This is a genomic window from Bradyrhizobium sp. SZCCHNS3016 (assembly GCF_032484535.1).
Lineage (GTDB): Bacteria > Pseudomonadota > Alphaproteobacteria > Rhizobiales > Xanthobacteraceae > Bradyrhizobium.
On record NZ_JAUETE010000010.1, the window covers coordinates 94,109 to 113,578 of the forward strand.

The window sequence follows — 19,470 nt, forward strand, 5'->3', positions numbered from 1 at the left end:
GGCCGATCTTCCATGCGATCTGGATCGAGACATGATGCGACGGAACGTGATGCTGACAGCTCTGAAGGCCGGTGCTGGCGCGGCGATTCTGGTCACGGCGTTGACGGTGGTGTCTGGTTCCGCTGTCGCGCAATCCGGCGGCGGGCCGCTGAACTTTCTCGATGGCCTGTTCACGGGCCCCCTGACCAATGGCAACCCCGCCCCCAACCAGCCCCCCGCCACCGGCGGGCCGCAGCCGTGGAGCGGCGAGGACGGCGCCTCCGGCCATCCGCTGATGACGGCGGCCGCGATCCGCGAAGCCGCCGGCAATTTCGACAATTGCGTCGCCGGCATGTGGCCAGATGCCGCACGGCGCAACATCACGCAGGACAATTTCCAACGCTTCACCGCCGGCCTGTCGCCGGACCTGCGCATCATGGACCTGCTCGACGCGCAGCCCGAATTCACCAAGTCGATCTGGGACTATCTCGACATCCTGGTGAACGACAGCCGGCTGGCGAAGGGCCGCGAGGTGCTGGCGACGTACAAGCCGCAGTTCGATGCGGCCGAGCGCGCCTATGGCGTCGACCGTTACATTATCGCTTCGATCTGGGGCATCGAGTCCAACTACTCGACCCAGATCGGCGACCGCAGCGTGCTTCAGTCGACCGCGACGCTCGCCTGCATCGGCCGCCGCCAAGCCTATTTCAAGGATGAGTTCCTCTCCGCCCTGGAGATCCTCAATCGCGGCGATTTGCGCCCCGAGCAGATGCGCGGCTCGTGGGCAGGCGCCTTCGGCCCGACCCAGTTCATGCCGACCGCGTTCAAGCGCTTCGCCGTCGATGCCGACGGCGATGGCCGCCGCGACGTCGTCGACAATCCGGCCGACCTGATCGCCTCGACCGCCAACAATCTGAAGAAGGACGGCTGGCAGAGCGGCCAGAGCTGGGGCTACGAGGTCGTGGTGCCCCAGGGCTTCAACTACATGCTCGCTGACCGCGCCAAGAGCATGAGCTTCGGCCAGTGGGAACAGCTCGGCCTGCGGCGAGCCAACGGTCAGCCGTTCCCGGCCAGCGCCGAAAAGGCCTATCTGCTGGCGCCGGCCGGCGCCCAGGGCCCCGGCTTCCTGATGCTGCAGAACTTCCGCGTCATCATGAAATACAACCCGGCGGAAGCCTATGCGCTGGCGATCGGCCACTTCGCCGACCGTCTGCGGGGCGGACCGCCGTTCGTTCAGGCCTGGCCGCGCGAGGAGCGGACGCTGTCGCGCGGCGAGCGGCTCGAGCTGCAGCAATTGCTCGCCGAGCGCGGATTTTACCGCGGAACGCCGGACGGCCAGTTCGGTGGCCAGACGCGCGAGGCGCTGCGGAACTTCCAGGCCTCGATCGGGGCACCGGCGGACGGATTTGCCACCTCGGACGTGCTCGAACGGCTGCGGGCGCGCTGATCACAGCCCAATCTGCCCTGCCGGTAACCGTGTGGGGCGATTACCGGTGCCATCAACACCATCCGGTGAATGCCCGTTTGCGGCCTGATTCGCGTCCTATTATATGAATCGTCACGATCTCGCCGCGCGACGGGTGCGAATGTCAAAGCTGAAGTCCATCCTCAAGCTGTTGAACGAGCCCGGCCCGCTGGTCGTGCTGGCGGTCGTCATCGCCATGCTCGTCGGCATCGCTGGCCCCGCCTCGGCCCAGTTCTTCAACTTCAACCCGTTCGCCTCGCCCCGCCCGGCGCCGCGCGGCGGTGGAGGTGGCGGAGGTTGGTTCGGCGGCGACTTCTTTGCTCCGTTCCCGCAGCAACAGCCGAAGAGGGTGATCCAGGACTATTCCAAGGCGCCGCCGCCGGAGAAGCGTGACGGCGCGCCGGACCGCTATGTGCTGGTGCTCGGCGACGCCATGGCCGACTGGCTCGCCTATGGCCTGGAAGAGGCCTATTCCGAGCAGCCCGACATGGGCGTGACCCGCAAGATCAGGACCACTTCGGGCCTCATCAAGTACCAGCCCAAGGGCGAGCCGGCCGACTGGGCCGCCGCCGCCAAGGGCATCCTGGCGACCGAGCGCGCCGACGCCATCGTCATCATGCTCGGCCTCAACGACCGCATCTCGCTGCGCGAGCCCGCGATGGAGAAGACCGAGAAGCCCGACGACAAGAAGGGCGACAAGGCCAAGAAGGATGCCAAGGCCAAGCCTGGTGAGACAAAGCCCGGTGAGGCCAAGCCGGGCGAAGCCAAGCCGGATGGCAAGGCCGACACGGCGGCCAAGCCCGACGACAAGGCTGCCGATACCGATCTGCCGCAGGACGAGGCCGACAACGACACGCCTGCGGTCGCGGCACCGGAGAAGGCCGCCCGCTCGCCGGGCGGCCTCTATGAGTTCCGGGACGAGCGCTGGGTCGAGCTCTACACGAAGAAGATCGAGGAGATGATCGCGATCGCCAAGAGCAAGGGCGTGCCCGTGCTCTGGGTCGGCCTGCCCGCGGTTCGCGGTCCCAAGGGCACGGCGGACACGTTGTTCCTCGACTCGCTGTATCGCGATGCGGCCGGCAAGGCCGGCATCACCTATGTCGACGTCTGGGACGGCTTTGTCGACGAGGCCGGCCGCTTCCTGCAGAAGGGGCCGGACTTCGAAGGCCAGATCCGGCAGCTGCGCTCCTATGACGGCGTCTATTTCACCAAGCCGGGCGCACGCAAGCTCGCCCACTATGCCGAGCGTGAGATCAACCGGCTGCTCGCGGCCCGTTCCGCGCCGCTCGAATTGCCGAACGAGCCGGCGACGCCGGACGCCAATGCCGTGCCCGGCCAGCCGGCGCCGCGGCCGGTCGCCGGCCCGATCCTGCCGCTGGTGGCGTCATCCGTCGGCACCGACCAGTTGCTGGGCGGCCCCGGCTCCCGACCTGCGGCGGTCGATGCGCTGGCGGCCAGGACCCTGGTCAAGGGCGAGGCGTTGAGCCCGCCCGCCGGCCGCGCCGACGATTTCGCCTGGCCCCGCCGCGAGGTTGGGCGCGAGCAGGCCAAGGAGCCGCCGAAGGAGCTCACCCGGCCCGAGGCACCGATGGCCGCGACCTCGCCGGCGGAAGCAACTCCGGCCGCGCAGGGACCGGTGCCGCCGCAGCCGAGGCAGAAGCGGCTGACGACGCCGGCGGCGCCCGCCCAGCAGCCGCCAGCCCAAACGCAGCAGCCGAATCAGGGCGTCCGCGACTTCTTTGGCTTCGGCGCGCCTCAGCAGCAACAGCAACCGGCGCGGCCGCCCGCCGCGCGCAATCCGAACGCGCCGCCGCGGCCGCCAGGATTGGTCGGCCGCTCGGCAGCAGCGCTGGAGACCCAGGGCCGCTGATCGTGACCGCATTTCGGTGCTGAGGGCGATCGACGCGGATCATTCCGGAAGAAGATGACCATGACAAATCGGCCCGCATTCGAGAACGAATGCAGGCCGATGTTCATCTGATCGTCAGCGTGTCTTTGCGGGCTCAGTAGCGCCAGCGCTGCGGCCGCTGCGACCGGCTCGGCGAGCGCATCAGCATCGCCAGCAGGAAGCCGATGCCGCCGGCAACCAAGAGTGCACCTATCGGATTGTCCTGAACCCGCTTGGTCAGGGCCTGCGTGCCGTCACGGAGCGTCTCGGAGCCGCTGCCGAACGTATCCTTGGCGAAATCCATTGCCGCATCGCCGGCCTCGCGCGCCGCGTCCTTGGCCTGGCCATACATGTTCTGCACGACGCCCGAGGCCTCGCGTGCACGCCCCGACGCCTGCGTGCTCTTGTCGCCCAACATCTCGCCGACGCCGCCTTCGATCTTGCCTGCGACATCCTTGGCCGTACCGGTCAGCCGATCCTGATCCATTGCCGCTCTCCTTCTCTGCATTGTGCGGGATTGCTGGCCTGCTAACCGGCCAGCACGGCGCAGGTTCCGGACGACTACAAAATCAGGCCGCCGTCGACGACGACGGTCTGGCCGATGATGTAGGACGACAGCGGCGACGCCAGGAACAGCGCGGCTCCGGCCATGTCCTGCGGCGTGCCCAACCGCCGCAGCGGGATGCGCTGCAGCGCGCTCTCGAGGCGCTTCGGATTGGCGGTCGTCACCTTGGTCATCTTGGTGTCGACGAGACCGGGCGCGATCCCGTTGACGCGGATGCCGTCCTCCGCCCACGCCTCCGCCAGGGTTCGCGTCAATCCCATCGCACCGGTCTTCGAGGCGTTGTAGGCCGGGTTGCCCATGGTGGAATGATAGGCCGCGGTCGACGAGACGATGATGAGCGCGCCCTTGGCATCGCGCAGCCGGCCGTGAAATTTCGTCGCACGGGCCATCAGGCTGATGAGGTTGACCTCGACCACCTTGCGGAAGCCGTCCATGACAAACTCGCCGCGCCGGTAGAGCACCGCGCCTTGCGCCAGCACGAGCACGTCGAGACGATCGAGTTGCGGTGCGAAGCTCTCGATCGCGCCGGGATCGCTCACATCGAGCTGATGGTAGTTCAACCCCACGAGATCGGAGCCCTCGTCTGAGGCATAATCGGCAGCACCCGGCCGCGTGCCGCTGATATCGACGCGCGCGCCCTGCGCGCGAAACGCCTGCGCAATGCCGTTGCCGATGCCGCTCGAGCCGCCGATCACCAGCACCGAGCGTCCCGTGAAATCGAGCGCATTCATCTCCCCTCCTCCCTCTGTTGTTGTTTGTCGGAGTGTGTGGGGATCGGCGCGGACGCTGTCAACGGCCTCGCGGCTGATGCGACACCTGCATCAGCACTGTTCGCATCATCGGATGCCGCTGCGCAGCTACTTCATCGGCGTCAGCCGCAGGAGACGGCCGGGCGAGCTGTCCTCGATCACCCAGACGGCGCCGTCCGGCGCCACGGCGACATCGCGGATGCGCTCGCCCATGTCCCAGCGCTCGGCCTCGTCCGGCTGACCATCGGGCCGGAAGGCGACGCGGACCAGCGCGTGAACCCGCAAGCCCCCGATCAGCGCCGATCCCTTCCATTGCGGAAACAACGGACCGTCATAGAAGACCAGGCCGGCCGGCGCGATCACGGGATCCCAATAGAGCGGCGGCGACGTGAGGTCCGGCCGCGTCGCATGACGCGGGATCGGCGTGCCGTCGTAATTGTCGCCGTTCGACACCAGCGGCCAGCCGTAGTTCTTGCCGGGCTCGATCAGGTTCAGCTCGTCGCCGCCGCGCGGTCCCATCTCGTGCAGCCAGAGCCTGCCATTGGGCGCGAAGGCGAGCCCGTAGGGATTGCGGTGGCCGGTGGTCCATGTCTGCGCCGGCACGCCCTTGTCCTCCGCCATGGGATTGTCCGACGGCGTCGCGCCGTCGAGATTGAGCCTGAGCACCTTGCCGCGCGCCTGCCGCGGATCCTGGGCGTTGTTCGGCTGCATGCGGTCGCCGACGGTCAGGAACAGATGCGCTCCCGAGGGATCGAACACGACGATGCCGCCGGGCTGCCCGCCGCCGCCGGCCGGCGTCTGGCGCCAGATCACAGTGCGGTCGGTCAGCGTGGCGCTATCGTTCGCAAACGACAGCACGGCGCGGGTCAGTACGAGCCGGCTGCCCTCTGCGCTCGGCTCGGTGTAGGTGAGATAGATCTGCGACGTCGTCGCGAAGCTCGGCGACACCGCGATGTCCAAGAGACCGTTCTGTCCGCGCGCAGCGACCGCGGGCACGTTGCCGATCTGGATCTTCTTCCCACCTTGCGTGACCAGAAAGATCCGACCCGGCTTCTCCGTGACCAGCATCCGCCCATCGGGCAGGAAGGCGATGGCCCAGGGCGTATCGAACTCGGCAACGCTCCGCGCGTCGAACGGCCGCAACGCGCTGGCCTTGCGGCCGCCGGCATTGATGCCGTCGGCATGCGCTGCCGTGGTTGCGATCAGTCCCACCACCAACGCCAAGCGCATGAAGATCTTGGAGAGCGCCATGATCACTCCGGTTTGTTGATCGCTGTCGTAGGCAACGCAAATTCGGCCACGCCGGATGAGTGCCTACCGAATGCGTCCGATCAGTGATAATCCCGACGGCGCGCATGCGATGCGCATTTTTCCGTGAGCCGCAAATATGCACCAGCACAGGCAACTCAGCCGCTCGGTCAAGGGATTGACCGTCCTGATCACCGGCGCGGCGTCGGGGATGGGGCGCGCGACCGCGCGCGTGTTCGCCGATGAAGGCGCCAGCGTCGCAGTCACCGATATCGATGAGGACGGGGCCGGCGCCGTGGCGGCGGATATCCTGGCCTGCGGCGGAACAGCGCGTGCATGGCGGCTCGACCTCGCCGACCGCGACGTCATCAGCGCCGTCGTCGGCGAAGCCGCGGCGCATTTCGGCGGGCTCGACATCCTCGTCAACAATGCCGGCATCTCGGTCCGTGTCGCGATCGACGACGAGGCTTACGACGAGGCCTGGGCGAGAGGGCTTGCGATCATGCTGACGGCGCAGCAGCGCGTCATCCGCGCCGCGCTGCCGCATCTGCGCCGCTCATCCAGCCCGCGCATCGTCAACATCGCCTCGACCGAGGCGCTCGGCGCAACGGCGCTGCACAGCGCCTATTCGGCTGCAAAGGCCGGGGTGACCGGATTGACGCGCTCGCTCGCGGTTGAGCTCGGCCGCGATCGCATCACCGTCAACTGCATCTGTCCGGGCCCGATCACCACGGCGATGACCGCGCGCATTCCCGACGAGCAGAAGGCGGTCTATGCGCGGCGCCGCACCGCGCTTGGCCGCTATGGCGATCCCGAAGAAGTCGCGCACATGACCTTGAGCCTGTGCCTGCCGGCCGCCTCGTTCGTCACCGGAGCGGTGATCCCGGTGGACGGCGGGCTGATGGCCCGCAATGCATGACGTCTGACGCGCCGGCATGACAGCCGTGCGGGCGGCGCTCCGTGCCTTGCGTTGACTTCGCGCATCGCCGGCGTAGCCTCGTCGCTCAGAAGAAGCGGACAGGAGTCCGCCGTCATGAGGACGCGAGGAGGACACCATGGCGATCGCCATCCGGCAGCTGCATCCGCATTTCGTCGGCGAAGTGTCCGGTGTCGATCTGCGCAAGCCTCTCGCTCGGGACGAGGTCGCGCAATTGCAGGCCGCGATCGACCACTACGCCGTTCTCGTATTTCACGATCAGGACGTCACCGACGAGCAGCAGCTCGCCTTTGCGCTCAGTTTCGGCGACCGCGAGCAGGCGCGCGGCGGCACGGTCACCAAGAAGGAGGATTACCGCCTCACCACCGGCCTCAACGACGTCTCCAATCTCGGCAAGGATGGCAAGCCGCTGCCATCAGACCATCGCACGCATCTGTTCAATCTCGGCAACTGCCTGTGGCACTCCGACAGCTCGTTCCGGCCGATCCCGGCGAAGTACTCGATCCTGTCGGCGCGAATCGTGAACCCGAAGGGCGGCAACACCGAATTCGCCGACATGCGCGCCGCCTATGACGCGCTCGACCAGGACACCAAGGACGAGATCGAGGATCTCGTCTGCGAACATTCGCTGATGTATTCGCGCGGCTCGCTCGGCTTCCTCGACTACACCGACGAGGAGAAGGAGATGTTCAAGCCGGTCAGGCAGCGGCTGGTCCGCACCCATCCCGCGCACGGCCGCAAGTCGCTGTATCTGTCGTCGCATGCCGGCGCCGTGCTCGGCATGAGCATGCCGGAAGGGCGACTGCTGTTGCGCGACCTCACCGAGCATGCCACACAGCCCGAGTTCGTCTACGTCCACAAATGGACGCTGCACGATCTGATCATGTGGGACAACAGGCAGACCATGCACCGCGTGCGCCGCTACGATCAGTCGCAACCGCGCGACATGCGCCGCGCCACCGTGGCCGGCACCGAGCCGACGGTGGCGCAGCAGGCGGCGGAGTAGTTCTGACTTCAGCAGAGATGCGCGGCATCATCCCTCCCCATGTCGTCATTGCGAGCAGCGAAGCGCAGAGGCAATCCAGACTGCATCCGCGGTGGACATTCCGGATTGCTACGCTGCGCTCGCAATGACGGTGTAGAGGCAGAGCGCCCCATCGAGAGTCTTCTCTGATCCCAGCGAGCGCGGGGGCTCCAACCGGACGATAAGGCCTATGCGTGCCCGGCGGCGTTGGACAGCATGCCGGGATCGATGCCGATCTTGCGCAGCGCAAGATCGTATTTGGCGTCGACATTGTCGCCGAAGATCAACTCCGGATCGGCGTCGCAATGCAGCCAGCCATTGTCCTGGATCTCTTCCTCCAGCTGGCCGGCGCGCCAGCCGGCATAGCCGAGGGCGAGGATGGCGTGCTTCGGACCGTCGCCCTTGGCGATCGCCTTGAGGATGTCGATCGTCGTCGTCAGGCAGACGCCGTCGTTGATCTTCAAGGTCGCGTTGGCGATGAAGTAGTCGCTCGAATGCAGCACGAAGCCGCGTCCGGTATCGACCGGGCCGCCGCTCAGCACCTTCATCGTCTCGGCGCTGTCGGGCAGGCTGATCTGATCGCTCTTCTCGATGATATTCAGTTGCATCAACAGCTGAGGGAAGTCGATGCTGCCCGCCGGCCGGTTCACCATGATACCCATGGCGCCCTCGGCCGAGTGCGCGCAGAGATAGATCACCGAGCGCTCGAAACGGGAATCGCCCATCACGGGCATGGCAACCAGCAGCTGGCCGTCGAGGTAACCACCGTGAGAGGTGTGATCCCCGATCCCTGTCACTTTGCGGCGAATGTCGCCCAGCCTTTTTGCCTCAGGATTCATCCGCAAGGACTCTCATGATCATTGATATCCTGATATTGGGATGCGCATCTGTCAATCAAGGTTCAGGTCCTCGCGAGGAAATCTGCTCACAAGCATTTCAATGGTTTGCGCCCGAACCGCACTCTAAAGACGTCTCATGTCCGCCTTGGTTCCTCACCACTCTGCCACACTGCTCGTCGCGACCGTCGTATCATCCTGCCTTGCGTTCGGTGCGCAGGCGCAGGATTCCTCGCCCTGGCAGCGCGACAGCCACTCCGCGGTGCGCCTGCTCGCGGGCTCGCGCAGCGGTCCGGTCATGCTGGGCGGCATCGCCCTTGCGCTGCAGCCGGGATGGAAGACCTATTGGCGAACGCCCGGCGATTCAGGCGTGCCGCCGCGGTTCGACTTTTCCAAGTCGGAGAACGTCGAAGCGGTGACGGTTCTGTGGCCCGCGCCGACAAAGTTCGACGACGGCGCCGGCGGACACTCGCTCGGCTATCATGATCAGGTCGTGCTGCCGCTGCGCATCGTCGCCAAGAACGCCGACAAGCCGATGACCCTGCGCGCCGACATCAGCTACGCGGTCTGCGAGAAGATCTGCATTCCCGTCGAAGCGAAGGCCGAGCTCGCCTTCACCAGCGTCGCCAGCACCGAGGATACGGCGCTCTCGGCGGCCCTCGACACTGTGCCGAAGCCGGCCACAGTCGGCGATGCCAATCCCTTGACGATCCGCGACGTCAAGCGCGACGGTCAGAAGGACGTCATCGTCGACGTGGCCGTCGCCGATCCGCGCAGTGTCCAGCTCTATGTCGAGGGGCCGACGCCGGACTGGGCGCTGCCGATTCCGACCGTGCGCGACAGCGGCATGCCGGGTATCAAGCGCTTCGCTTTCGAGCTCGACGGCGTCCCGCCCGGCGTGAAGCCGGACGGCGCGGCCCTGAAATTCACGCTGGTCGGCCCCGACAGGGCCTACGAGTTCAACTTCAATCTGCCCTGACGGCGGCTGCGCCGGGCGAGCGAGGCGGGGCCGGTCCAACTCAATCTTAACGTTGCGTTGATAGGGAGGACCATCGCCGCCATCCGCGCGGCCGTGGAGCCGGACCCCGCCGTGGCCGTGATGGATGCCCGCAACGCCCCCGCATCGACCGGCCTCGCAGGCCGGCTGAAGGCGCGCCTGACCGCGCTCGGCGGCAGCGGCGAGGCGTCGCTGACGCGCCGCCTGGCCGGCACCATCTTCCTGATCCGCGTGCTCAGCGCGGGCCTCGCCTATCTCAGCCAGATCCTGCTCGCGCGCTGGATGGGCGGCTCGGACTACGGCACCTACGTCTATGTCTGGACCTGGGTGCTGCTGCTCGGCAGCATGCTGGATGTCGGCATCGCCTCCTCAGCGCAGAAGATCATTCCGGACTACCGCACCGCGGGCCAGCAGGCGCTGCTGCGCGGCTTCCTCTCCGGCGGACGCTGGCTGACGCTGGCGACGTCCACTGCAGCGGCGCTGCTGCTTGCAGGCCTGATCGCGCTGCTGTCGCCGTGGATCGACGCCGGCGAGCGCATGCCGCTCTATCTCGGCTGCCTGACCCTTCCCGCCTTCGTCGTCGCCAACACCCAGGACGGCATCGCCCGCTCGCACGACTGGATGACGCTCGGGCTGATGCCGCAATTCATCATCCGCCAGACGCTGATCATCGGCTTCACGGCGGGCGCCTTCGTGCTCGGCCTCGATCTCGGCGCGACCGCGGCGATGGCCGCGAGCGCGGCCGCAGTGTGGCTCGCGATGCTCGGCCAGATGCTGGTGCTGAACCATAGGCTCGGCCGCCACATCGAGCCGGGCCCCAGACAATATGATCTCCGCGGCTGGCTCGCGATCTCGCTGCCGATCCTCTTGGTCGAGAGCTTCTATCTGCTGTTGTCCTACACCGACGTGCTGGTGCTGCAGCAATTCCGCTCCTCGGAGGAGGTCGGGATCTATTTCGCTGTGGTGAAGACGCTCGCGCTGGTGTCGTTCATCCACTACGCGATGTCGGCGACGACGGCGCATCGCTTCGCCGAGTACCACGCGCTCGGCGACAAAGCGCGGCTGTCGGCCTATGTCGCGCATGCGATCAAGTGGACATTCTGGCCGTCGCTCGCGGCGACCCTGGTGCTGCTCGCGCTCGGCAAGCCGCTGCTGTTTCTGTTCGGCGCGCAGTTCACCGCCGGCTACGACATCATGTTCATCGCCGCGATCGGCCTCGTCGTGCGGTCGGCGATCGGTCCGGTGGAGCGACTGTTGAACATGCTGGGCCAACAGCGCGCCTGCGCCATGGCCTATGCGGCGGCCTTCGTCATGAACCTCGTGCTGTGCATCCTGCTGGTTCCGCAGTTCGGCGGCTACGGCGCCGCGGCCGCGACCTCGCTGTCGCTGGCCTTCGAGACCGTGCTGCTGTTCCGCATCGTCAAGCAGCGGCTCGGGCTGCACGTCCTCGCCTTCGGCAAGGCATCTTGAGGGAACCAAGTTGACGCATCTGTTGCGTCATCTTGGCCTCGCCTTGGCGGAACTGCGGGCGCGGTGCCGCCACACCTCGTCTCGCGCGGCGATCACGCAAGTGTTGGGTGCAACGCCTTGATATTGGCGCGATCCTCCGGGCACATGATTTGAATGCGCGCTGGGGGAGAATGAGATGTCGAGACTGGGGGTCGCACTCTCGCTGGCCGGAACCCTGATGCTGGCCGGCTGCATGGAAGCGACGCTGTCGCCATCGACCGATGCGGCGTTGACGCCGCGCGACCGCCAGTTGCTTGCGCACGCCCCCTATGCCGAGGCGCAGATCCCGCAACAGTTCCAGCGCCACATCGTCGAATACACCCGGCAGGAACAGCCGGGCACGATCGTCGTCGATACCGATGCGCGGTTCCTGTACTACGTGCTGCCCGACCGCAAGGCGATCCGCTACGGCGTCGCCGTTGGCGAGGAGGCGATGGCCTTCTCCGGCGTCGCCACGGTCGGCAAGCTCGCCGAATGGCCGGACTGGATTCCAACCGCCGACATCCAGGCGCGCCTCGGGCCGTATCCGAAGCGCGTCGCCGGCGGCCCGGCCAATCCGCTCGGCGCCCGCGCGATCTATCTCTACGAGGGCAACAAGGACACCCTGTACCGCATCCACGGCACCAACCAGCCCGAATATATCGGCCAGGCGATCTCATCCGGCTGCATCCGCATGACCAACACCGACGTCGCCGACCTCTACAATCACGTCCAGCTCGGATCGACCGTGGTCGTGCTGCCGCCGGGCCAGAGCGTCGCGTCCACCACCGCGAGCGTGTTCGCGCGCCGCAGCTGATCGGCTGAGTCCCCTAGCCGTAGCGCAGCTTCAGGCCGAGGATCGCGGCCACCAAGCCCAGCGTGATCGCGTTGGCGACGACCAGCGGCAGGTCGCTGATCAGCGCGCCGTAGAGCAGCCACATCGAGTTGCCGGTGGTCTGCAGCACGAACATGCCCATCGAGATGTCGTGGGTCGAGCGCGACCGCCAGGCCTTGATGACCTGCGGCAGGAACGAGCTCGTGGTGCAGACGGCGGCGCCGAGGCCGATGATGGTGGTCAGCAAGATGAAAGTCCGTGCGCTGGTCGTGGAACGCACGCTTGTAGAATGGACCGCGCCGAAGCGAAACCCGCCTCGGCGCGAAACTGGTGCCTTGTTCAGCGCTCCTGCGATCGTTACGCCGCCGTCCAGCCGCCGTCGATCGAGAGGTTGGAGCCGGTGATCTGCGCCGCATCGTCGCCACAGAGGAACAGCGCCAGCGCCGCGACCTGCTCGGAGGTCACGAACTCCTTGGTCGGCTGCGCCGCCAGCAGCACATCGTTGATGACCTGCTCCTTGGTGAGGTTGCGCGCCTTCATGGTATCCGGAATCTGCTTCTCCACCAGCGGCGTCCAGACATAGCCCGGCGAGATGCAGTTGCAGGTGATCTTGAAGGTCGCGAGCTCGAGCGCCACGGTCTTGGTGAGGCCGGCGATGCCGTGCTTGGCCGAGACATAGGCCGACTTGAACGGAGATGCGACCAGCGAGTGTGCCGAGGCGGTGTTGATGATGCGGCCCCAGCCGCGCTTCTTCATGCCGGGCACCGCGGCGCGGATGCCGTAGAACGCGGACGACAGATTGATCGCGATGATCTGCTCCCACTTCTCCGGCGGAAAATCCTCGACCGGCGAGACGAACTGGATGCCGGCATTGTTGACGAGGATGTCGACCGAGCCGAACGTGGTCTCGCCGAGCGCGATCATGCCGGCGATCTCGGCCGGCTTGCTCATGTCGGCCGGCGAGTGCACGGCCTTGATCTTGAAGTCGCTCTCGATCGCCGCACGCTCCTTCTCGATGTCATCTGGCGCGCCGAAGCCGTTGAGAACGACGTTGGCGCCGGCGGACGCGAAGGCGCGGGCATAAGCGAGCCCGATGCCACTGGTCGAGCCGGTCACGACTGCGGTCTTGCCCTTCAGATTCGTCGTCATTGCTTCACTCCTTCTTGGCGGCAGCGAGACTGCCGTCCTGCGTGAGATCGTAGGTGACCATGGTCTCGCCGGACTGCGGCCGCTCCAGCCAGTCCTTGTGGCGCATCGACTGGTGGACGTCGCGCACGCCCGCCTCCCAATGCTCGACCATCGCAACATGGGAGAAGTCGTAGTCCTTCGACGAGGTCTCGTAGCTCTTGCTGCGGTAGATCAGGTGCACCACCGTGACGGTGTTCTCCTGTGCTGCCTTGCACAGGATCTCGAGCGACGGATCGTTGCGCAGCTCGTCCGGTAGCCTGGCATAGAGCTCGCGCAGCGCTTTGCGCGTGTTGTGGATCATGCGGTTCTTGTCGGTGTTCATCCGCGTCCGGCTGGAATAGCGGATGTCCTTCTCGCGCTCGGCAGCCTCCAGCAGCGTCCTCGGCAGATCGCCACGTGCAGAGAACAGATCGACCTGGAAGATCAGGAGATCACGATCGGTCTCGGTGTCGAGAACGTAGTCCAGCGGCGTATTGGAGGCGATGCCGCCGTCCCAATAATGCTCGCCGTCGATCTCGACCGGCGGGAAGCCGGGCGGCAGCGCGCCCGAGGCCATGATGTGCTCGGGTCCGATCCGCTTGCCCTGCTTCTTGAATTCGACATTGTCGAAATAGGTGAAATTGCCGGTGGTGACGCCGACGGCGCCGACGGAGAGGCGTGTCTTCAGATCGTTGATGCGGTCGAAATCGACGAGTCGCTCCAGGGTCCGCTTGAGCGGCGCGGTGTCGTAATAGCTGACCGATTGCGGGGTGCCGGACGGCCACAGCGGCGCCGGCGGAAAGCGCGGCGTGAAGAAGCCGGGCACGCCGAAGGCAGCGATCAGCCCGGCACTGACCTCATTGAAGGCCGAGCGGTGACGATCGCCATTGAGCAGCGGCTTCCACGGCACCGGCGACGACACCATCTCCCAGAATTCCTTGAGACGGCCGATGCGTTTGTCCCGGTCGTTGCCGGCGATGATCGCGGCGTTGATGGCGCCGATCGAGATACCGGCGACCCATTCCGGCTCGAAATCGAAATGACACAGCGCCTGATAGGCGCCGGCCTGATAGGAGCCGAGCGCGCCGCCGCCCTGCAGGACGAGGACACGTTGCGATTCGCTGGGGGTTGCAGGCAGCGGGGGAAATGGATGTTGCGTCATTACTGCGGTCATTAGCAAAGCAAGGCGCCACCGTGGCGTCACTTCGCGGTGACGTCAATCCACGCCAAGGGCTAGGTCGGTCCTGACTCGCGCGCGACGGCGCGCACGCGGCCTGCGCAAGGCGGCGGCAGCCCTGCCTGTCAGGAGGGCTTCTTGCCGTCCGGCGCGGCCAGGATCATGGTCCAGAACACTTTGTACTTGGTATTCGGAGCATAGCTCGCTGCGATGCCTATTTTTGTGACACCATTTTTCAGCATGTTGGCGCGATGCGGCGGCGAGTCGCGCCAGCCCGAGAAGGCCTCCGCCAGCGTGTGGTAGCCCGCCGAGACGTTCTCGACCGCGACCGCCGCATCATATCCCGCGCCGGTCAAGCGCTTCGCCAGCGGCGCGCGCACGTCATGATCGAGCTTGTTCTTGTCGGCCATCGCCTGCGACTGCGACTCCGCGAGCCGCATCAGCTCGGGATCGACCTCGACCATGCCGAGCCCGTTGTTCTGGCGGTATTGCGAGATCATCGTCGCGGCAGCGACAGCATCGAGCTTCGCGCCCGCGACCGCCATGTCGGCATACATGGTCGGCGCCTGCACCACCGGCGTCTCAGCCGCGCAGCCGGCGAGCAGGAATGCAACGGAGAGAGCGAGTGCCAGATGCTTCAATGAACCAGTCCCTATGCCGACGAGAGAGGCGGGTTGTTGCACATCAACCGTGGCTGAAAGGTGAATCGGAGGTAAGTTCCATCGGTACAATTGCGGCCAATCCGGTCGGCAACGGTTCGTCAACCATAACGTCCACGCGGTCAAGCGCCGTGGCGGCGCGGACCGTCCGTGCGATCACGCCAAGAACGGCGCTGAAAATTCGGTGTCGTCCCCGCCCCCGCGCCGGGACCCATACTCCGCGGCAGTCATGGCGAAACGCGATGCCGCTTCCAGCGTGCCTCAAACAGGTTCACGGCGGCTGGATCCCGGATCGGCGCCCAGCAGCGCTGACGCGTTGCCGGGCTTGTCCGGGACACCGGTCTTGTGATCGGCAGTCTGGGACTTCGACTACAGGTGATCGGAGCTCGAGTTGGACATACATCGTCCGACGCCCCGGCCGCGCCTGCGCGCGACACGCGCCCCTACCCGCCCGCAAAGATCCGATAATGCCGCGGCTTCAGTCCGACCCGCTCGCCGATCCTGAGCTCGCGGTCACGCGGGGCGTCGATCTCGATCGTCGCGACGCCCTCCGCCAGCGCGATTTCGGCGCGCTGCACCGGGCCGAAGCTGCGGACATGAGTGATGTCGCCGTCCAGCGTTCCGCTGCCGGCCGGACCGATCACCATGTCGTGGCGGCGCACGAACAAGGTGGAGGCCCCGGCCGCCGCGCCCTCGGCCGCGAGATCGAGCGGGCGTCCCTTGAGGTGCACCGCGCCGCCGGTGATCTCGACCGGCAGCATGATCGACTCGCCGATGAAGCCGTGGACGAACGCCGTCGCCGGCGCGTCGTAGACGTCGCTCGGCGAGCCGACCTGCTCGATCCGGCCCTTGTCCATCACCACCACGCGGTGCGCCACCTCGAGCGCCTCCTCCTGGTCGTGGGTGACGAAGATCGAGGTGACGTTGATGGAGTGATGCAAGGTGCGCAGCCATTGCCGCAGCTCCTTGCGCACCTTGGCGTCGAGCGCGCCGAACGGCTCGTCGAGCAAGAGGATGCGCGGCTCGATGGCGAGCGCACGCGCCAGCGCGATGCGCTGGCGCTGGCCGCCGGAGAGCTGGCTCGGATAGCGATCGGCGAGCCAGTCGAGCTGCACGAGATCCAGCAGCTCCTTCACGCGCGCGCGGATCTCCGCCTCGCTCTTGCGGACGCGGCGCGGCTGCACGCGCAGGCCAAAGGCGACGTTCTCGAACACGTTCATGTGCCGGAACAGCGCGTAGTGCTGGAACACGAAGCCGACATGGCGCTCGCGCGCGCCGCGATCGAGCGCGCTCTCGCCGTCGAACAGGATCTCGCCGGCATCAGGCCAATCCAGCCCGGCGATGATCCGCAGCAAGGTCGTCTTGCCCGACCCGGACGGGCCCAGCAGCGCCAGCAATTCGCCGTCGGCGACCTTGAGATCGACGCCGTCGAGCGCCTTGAACGTGCCGAACGTCTTGACGACACCCCTGACTTCAATGGTCATGCTGACCTCCCTCATCGAGTTGCCGTTCGAGGACGGTTTTAACGACCAGCGTGATCAGCGCGAGCATCGCCAATAGCGAGGCGATCGCGAACGAGGCGACCATCTGGTATTCGTTGTAGAGGATCTCGACCAGCAGCGGCATCGTATTGGTCTCGCCGCGGATATGGCCGGACACCACCGAGACGGCGCCGAACTCGCCCATCGCGCGCGCGTTGCAGAGCAGCACGCCATACAGCACGCCCCATTTGATGTTCGGCAAGGTGACGCGGAAGAACGTCTGCAGGCCGGACGCGCCGAGCGAAATCGCCGCCTCCTCCTCTTGCGTGCCCTGCTCCTGCATCAGCGGGATCAGCGCGCGCGCGACGAACGGAAAGGTCACGAACACGGTGGCCAGCGCGATGCCGGGAAATGCGAACAGGATCTGCAGGCCATGGCTCTGCATCCACGGACCGAAGAACCCCTGCGCGCCGAACAGCAGCACGAACACGAGGCCCGATATCACCGGGCTCACCGAAAACGGCAGATCGATCAGGGTGATCAGGAACGTCTTGCCCGGAAAATCGAACTTGGCGATCGCCCAGGCGGCGCACAGGCCGAACACGAGATTGGTCCCGACCGAGACCAGCGCCACCAGCAGCGTCAGGCGGATCGCATCCCACGCCTCACCGTCGGCAAGCGCGGCGAAATAGGCCGCGATGCCCTTGCCGAACGCTTCCACGAACACGACGATCAGCGGCAGCACCACGAACACCGACAGGAACGCCAATGCCAACGTCGTGATGACGATGCGGACCAGGCGCGGCTCGGTGCGCGGATCGGGGCGGCCGGCCTGCGCCAGGCGCGGGCTGGTCGCGGACGATGCCACGGACGGCGCCTGCAGGGTCATCTCCACGCTCATGTCGGGTCCTAGTTCAAGGGCGCCCGGCTCTGCGCCCAGCGCTGCAACCGGTTCACGGCAAAGATGATCAGGAACGCCACGACGAGCATGACCACCGCGATCGCGGTGGCATCGGCGTAGCGGAATTCGGACAGCCGGATCACGATCAGCAGCGGCGCGATCTCGGAGACGTTCGGCAGATTGCCGGCAATGAAGATCACCGATCCGTACTCGCCGACCGCGCGCGCAAAGGCGAGTGCGAAGCCTGTGAGCAGCGCCGGCGTCAGGCTCGGCAGGATCACACGGGTCACGATCTGCCAGCGCCCGGCGCCGAGGCTCGCCGCCGCCTCCTCGATCTCCGGATCGAGATCGATCAGCACCGGCTGCACCGTGCGGACGACGAAGGGGATGCCGATGAAGATCATCGCGACGAAGATGCCGAGCGGCGTGAACGCCACCTTGATCCCCATCGCGGCGAGCGGCGCGCCGAGCCAGCCCTTCTGGGTGAACAGCGCAGTCAGTGCGACGCCGGCCACTGCCGTCGGCAGCGCGAACGGAACGTCGACGATCGCGTCGAACAGTCGGCGCCCCGGAAAGCGGTAGCGCACCAGCGCCCACACGACGACGGTGCCCATCACGAGATTCACGCAGGCTGCGGCGAAGGCGAGGCCGAACGAGATCTTGAGTGCGCTCAACGTGCGCCGGCTGGTGACGATGTCCCAGAACTGGTCGAGGCTGAGATCGGTTGAGCGGACGAACAGCCCCGCAAGCGGAATCAGGACGATCAGAGACAGCCAGGTCAGCGTCAGTCCCATGGTGAGACCAAAGCCCGGCAAGGTGCTGCGACGTGGTGCAAGTACGTTCAAAAAAAGGCCTGGTCCGTTGATGATCGGTGTCGATGGGCTTGAATCGATTGTGGTGTCCGCCCGCCGCCCCCAGCCTCGTCTCGGCAAATCGAGACCGGGGACAGCGTCTCATGCGCAATGTCGCAGATCGCCGCAACGCCAGCTTGTTGCCTTACTGTCTCGAAGCCGTATCAGACCGGCTGCCACCAACTCGTTCCTTCCGATTCGATCAATTCTTGTAGATTTGATCGAAGATACCGCCTTCCGCAAAATGCTCCTTTTGGGCCTTGGTCCAGCCGCCGAACACCTCGTCGATGGTGAACAGCTCGACCTTGGCGAAGGCCGCCTCGTACTTCTTGGCGACCTCGGGATCCCGCGGACGGTAGGAGTTGCGTGCGGCAATTTCCTGACCTTCCTTTGTATACCAGTATTTCAGGTAGGATTCAGCCACACTCCGCGTGCCCTTCCTGTCGACCACCGAATCGACCACCGCAACTGGTGGTTCGGCCAGGATCGACAGCTGCGGGGCGACGATCTCGAACTTGTCCTTGCCAAACTCGCGCAGCGCCAGATAGGCCTCGTTCTCCCAGGCGAGCAGAACGTCGCCGACACCGCGCTCCACGAAGGTCACGGTGGCGCCGCGGGCGCCGGTATCGAGCACAGGGACGTGCTGGTAGAGGTCGCCGACGAACTGCTTGGCCTTGTCGACCGAGCCGAACTTCTTCAGCGCATAGCCCCAGGCGGCGAGATAGTTCCAGCGCGCGCCGCCGGACGTCTTCGGATTGGGCGTGATCACCTCGACGCCCTTCTTGAGCAGATCGTCCCAATCCTTGATGCCCTTGGGATTGCCCTTCCGGACCAGGAAGACAATGGTCGACGTATAGGGCGAGGCATTCTGCGGCAGCCGCTTCTGCCACTCCTTGTCGAGCAGACCCTTGCCCGCGATCGCGTCGATGTCATAGGCGAGCGCCAGCGTCACGACATCGGCCTGCAGCCCATCGATCACGCTGCGGGCCTGCGCACCGGAGCCGCCATGCGACTGCTTGACCTCGACGCTCTTGCCGGTCTCCTTCTGGTAGGCGGCTGAAAACGCCTTGTTGAACTCGACATAGAGTTCGCGGGTCGGGTCGTAGGACACGTTGAGCAGGTTTACGTCGGCAGCAACGGCCGACCCCGTCCATGCCAGGCCCGCGACTACAGCCAGAACACGCCACATCATCCAAGCTCTCCATTCCCAGGCCCGCAATGCT

General features: G+C 66.1%; 19 protein-coding genes. 7 read left to right on the top strand and 12 right to left on the bottom strand.

Annotated elements, in window-relative coordinates; all coding sequences use genetic code 11:
• The first annotated feature begins 31 nt into the window (after positions 1-31).
• On the top strand, positions 32-1,426 hold the full coding sequence (locus tag QW881_RS19730) for a lytic murein transglycosylase (protein ID WP_316158901.1): 1,395 nt from the start codon (positions 32-34) through the stop codon (positions 1,424-1,426).
• A 139-nt stretch (positions 1,427-1,565) separates the two neighbouring features.
• Entirely contained in the window at positions 1,566-3,314 is a 1,749-nt protein-coding gene (locus tag QW881_RS19735) for a DUF459 domain-containing protein (protein ID WP_316158903.1), read from the top strand.
• 133 nt (positions 3,315-3,447) lie between these two features.
• Here QW881_RS19735 and QW881_RS19740 read toward each other — a convergent pair whose 3' ends face one another.
• The 3 genes from QW881_RS19740 to QW881_RS19750 form a co-directional block, all read right to left on the bottom strand.
• Positions 3,448-3,819, bottom strand: coding sequence for a CsbD family protein (locus QW881_RS19740; protein WP_315753333.1), 372 nt, complete (start codon positions 3,817-3,819; stop codon positions 3,448-3,450).
• 74 nt (positions 3,820-3,893) lie between these two features.
• Positions 3,894-4,628, bottom strand: coding sequence for an SDR family oxidoreductase (locus tag QW881_RS19745; protein WP_315753335.1), 735 nt, complete (start codon positions 4,626-4,628; stop codon positions 3,894-3,896).
• A 126-nt stretch (positions 4,629-4,754) separates the two neighbouring features.
• Positions 4,755-5,897: a PQQ-dependent sugar dehydrogenase gene (locus QW881_RS19750; RefSeq protein ID WP_315753337.1), complete on the bottom strand. Its 1,143-nt coding sequence runs from the start codon at positions 5,895-5,897 to the stop codon at positions 4,755-4,757.
• 136 nt (positions 5,898-6,033) lie between these two features.
• On the opposite strand from QW881_RS19750, the gene QW881_RS19755 reads away from it, so the two are divergent.
• Together QW881_RS19755 and QW881_RS19760 are read left to right on the top strand one after the other, a co-directional pair.
• Positions 6,034-6,813 carry an SDR family NAD(P)-dependent oxidoreductase gene (locus tag QW881_RS19755; protein ID WP_315753339.1) on the top strand — a complete coding sequence of 260 codons (780 nt, stop codon included), beginning with the start codon at positions 6,034-6,036 and terminating at the stop codon, positions 6,811-6,813.
• Positions 6,814-6,949: 136 nt separating this feature from the next.
• Positions 6,950-7,837: a TauD/TfdA family dioxygenase gene (locus tag QW881_RS19760; RefSeq protein ID WP_315753341.1), complete on the top strand. Its 888-nt coding sequence runs from the start codon at positions 6,950-6,952 to the stop codon at positions 7,835-7,837.
• A gap of 206 nt (positions 7,838-8,043) precedes the next feature.
• On the opposite strand, the gene QW881_RS19765 is transcribed toward QW881_RS19760, so the two are convergent.
• Positions 8,044-8,694, bottom strand: coding sequence for a YqgE/AlgH family protein (locus QW881_RS19765; RefSeq protein WP_315713870.1), 651 nt, complete (start codon positions 8,692-8,694; stop codon positions 8,044-8,046).
• A 136-nt stretch (positions 8,695-8,830) separates the two neighbouring features.
• Between QW881_RS19765 and QW881_RS19770 the strand changes: the two genes are divergently transcribed.
• The 3 genes from QW881_RS19770 (at position 8,831) to QW881_RS19780 (ending at position 11,993) form a co-directional block, all read left to right on the top strand.
• Positions 8,831-9,670, top strand: a complete 840-nt coding sequence (locus tag QW881_RS19770) for a protein-disulfide reductase DsbD domain-containing protein (RefSeq protein WP_315753343.1) — start codon at positions 8,831-8,833, stop codon at positions 9,668-9,670.
• Positions 9,671-9,781: 111 nt separating this feature from the next.
• Positions 9,782-11,158, top strand: a complete 1,377-nt coding sequence (locus QW881_RS19775; protein ID WP_315753345.1) for a lipopolysaccharide biosynthesis protein — start codon at positions 9,782-9,784, stop codon at positions 11,156-11,158.
• A gap of 175 nt (positions 11,159-11,333) precedes the next feature.
• On the top strand, positions 11,334-11,993 hold the full coding sequence (locus tag QW881_RS19780) for a L,D-transpeptidase (protein ID WP_315753347.1): 660 nt from the start codon (positions 11,334-11,336) through the stop codon (positions 11,991-11,993).
• 13 nt (positions 11,994-12,006) lie between these two features.
• Here QW881_RS19780 and QW881_RS19785 read toward each other — a convergent pair whose 3' ends face one another.
• The 8 genes from QW881_RS19785 to QW881_RS19820 form a co-directional block, all read right to left on the bottom strand.
• Entirely contained in the window at positions 12,007-12,258 is a 252-nt protein-coding gene (locus tag QW881_RS19785; protein WP_315753349.1) for a SemiSWEET transporter, read from the bottom strand.
• A 110-nt stretch (positions 12,259-12,368) separates the two neighbouring features.
• Positions 12,369-13,160 carry a 3-hydroxybutyrate dehydrogenase gene (locus QW881_RS19790; RefSeq protein WP_315753351.1) on the bottom strand — a complete coding sequence of 264 codons (792 nt, stop codon included), beginning with the start codon at positions 13,158-13,160 and terminating at the stop codon, positions 12,369-12,371.
• A 4-nt stretch (positions 13,161-13,164) separates the two neighbouring features.
• On the bottom strand, positions 13,165-14,340 hold the full coding sequence (locus QW881_RS19795) for a patatin-like phospholipase family protein (protein WP_315753353.1): 1,176 nt from the start codon (positions 14,338-14,340) through the stop codon (positions 13,165-13,167).
• Positions 14,341-14,480: 140 nt separating this feature from the next.
• Positions 14,481-14,996 (bottom strand): CAP domain-containing protein, encoded by a 516-nt coding sequence (locus tag QW881_RS19800; protein ID WP_315753355.1) that lies wholly within the window; start codon positions 14,994-14,996, stop codon positions 14,481-14,483.
• 461 nt (positions 14,997-15,457) lie between these two features.
• Positions 15,458-16,498, bottom strand: a complete 1,041-nt coding sequence (locus QW881_RS19805; RefSeq protein ID WP_315753357.1) for a sulfate ABC transporter ATP-binding protein — start codon at positions 16,496-16,498, stop codon at positions 15,458-15,460.
• Positions 16,488-17,396: a sulfate ABC transporter permease subunit CysW gene (gene cysW, locus QW881_RS19810; protein ID WP_315753359.1), complete on the bottom strand. Its 909-nt coding sequence runs from the start codon at positions 17,394-17,396 to the stop codon at positions 16,488-16,490. The genes QW881_RS19805 and cysW overlap by 11 nt, the downstream gene beginning before the upstream one ends.
• 8 nt (positions 17,397-17,404) lie before the next feature.
• Entirely contained in the window at positions 17,405-18,241 is an 837-nt protein-coding gene (gene cysT / locus QW881_RS19815; RefSeq protein WP_315753361.1) for a sulfate ABC transporter permease subunit CysT, read from the bottom strand.
• A gap of 208 nt (positions 18,242-18,449) precedes the next feature.
• Positions 18,450-19,439, bottom strand: coding sequence for a sulfate ABC transporter substrate-binding protein (locus QW881_RS19820; RefSeq protein ID WP_315753363.1), 990 nt, complete (start codon positions 19,437-19,439; stop codon positions 18,450-18,452).
• Between the last annotated feature and the right edge of the window lie 31 nt (positions 19,440-19,470).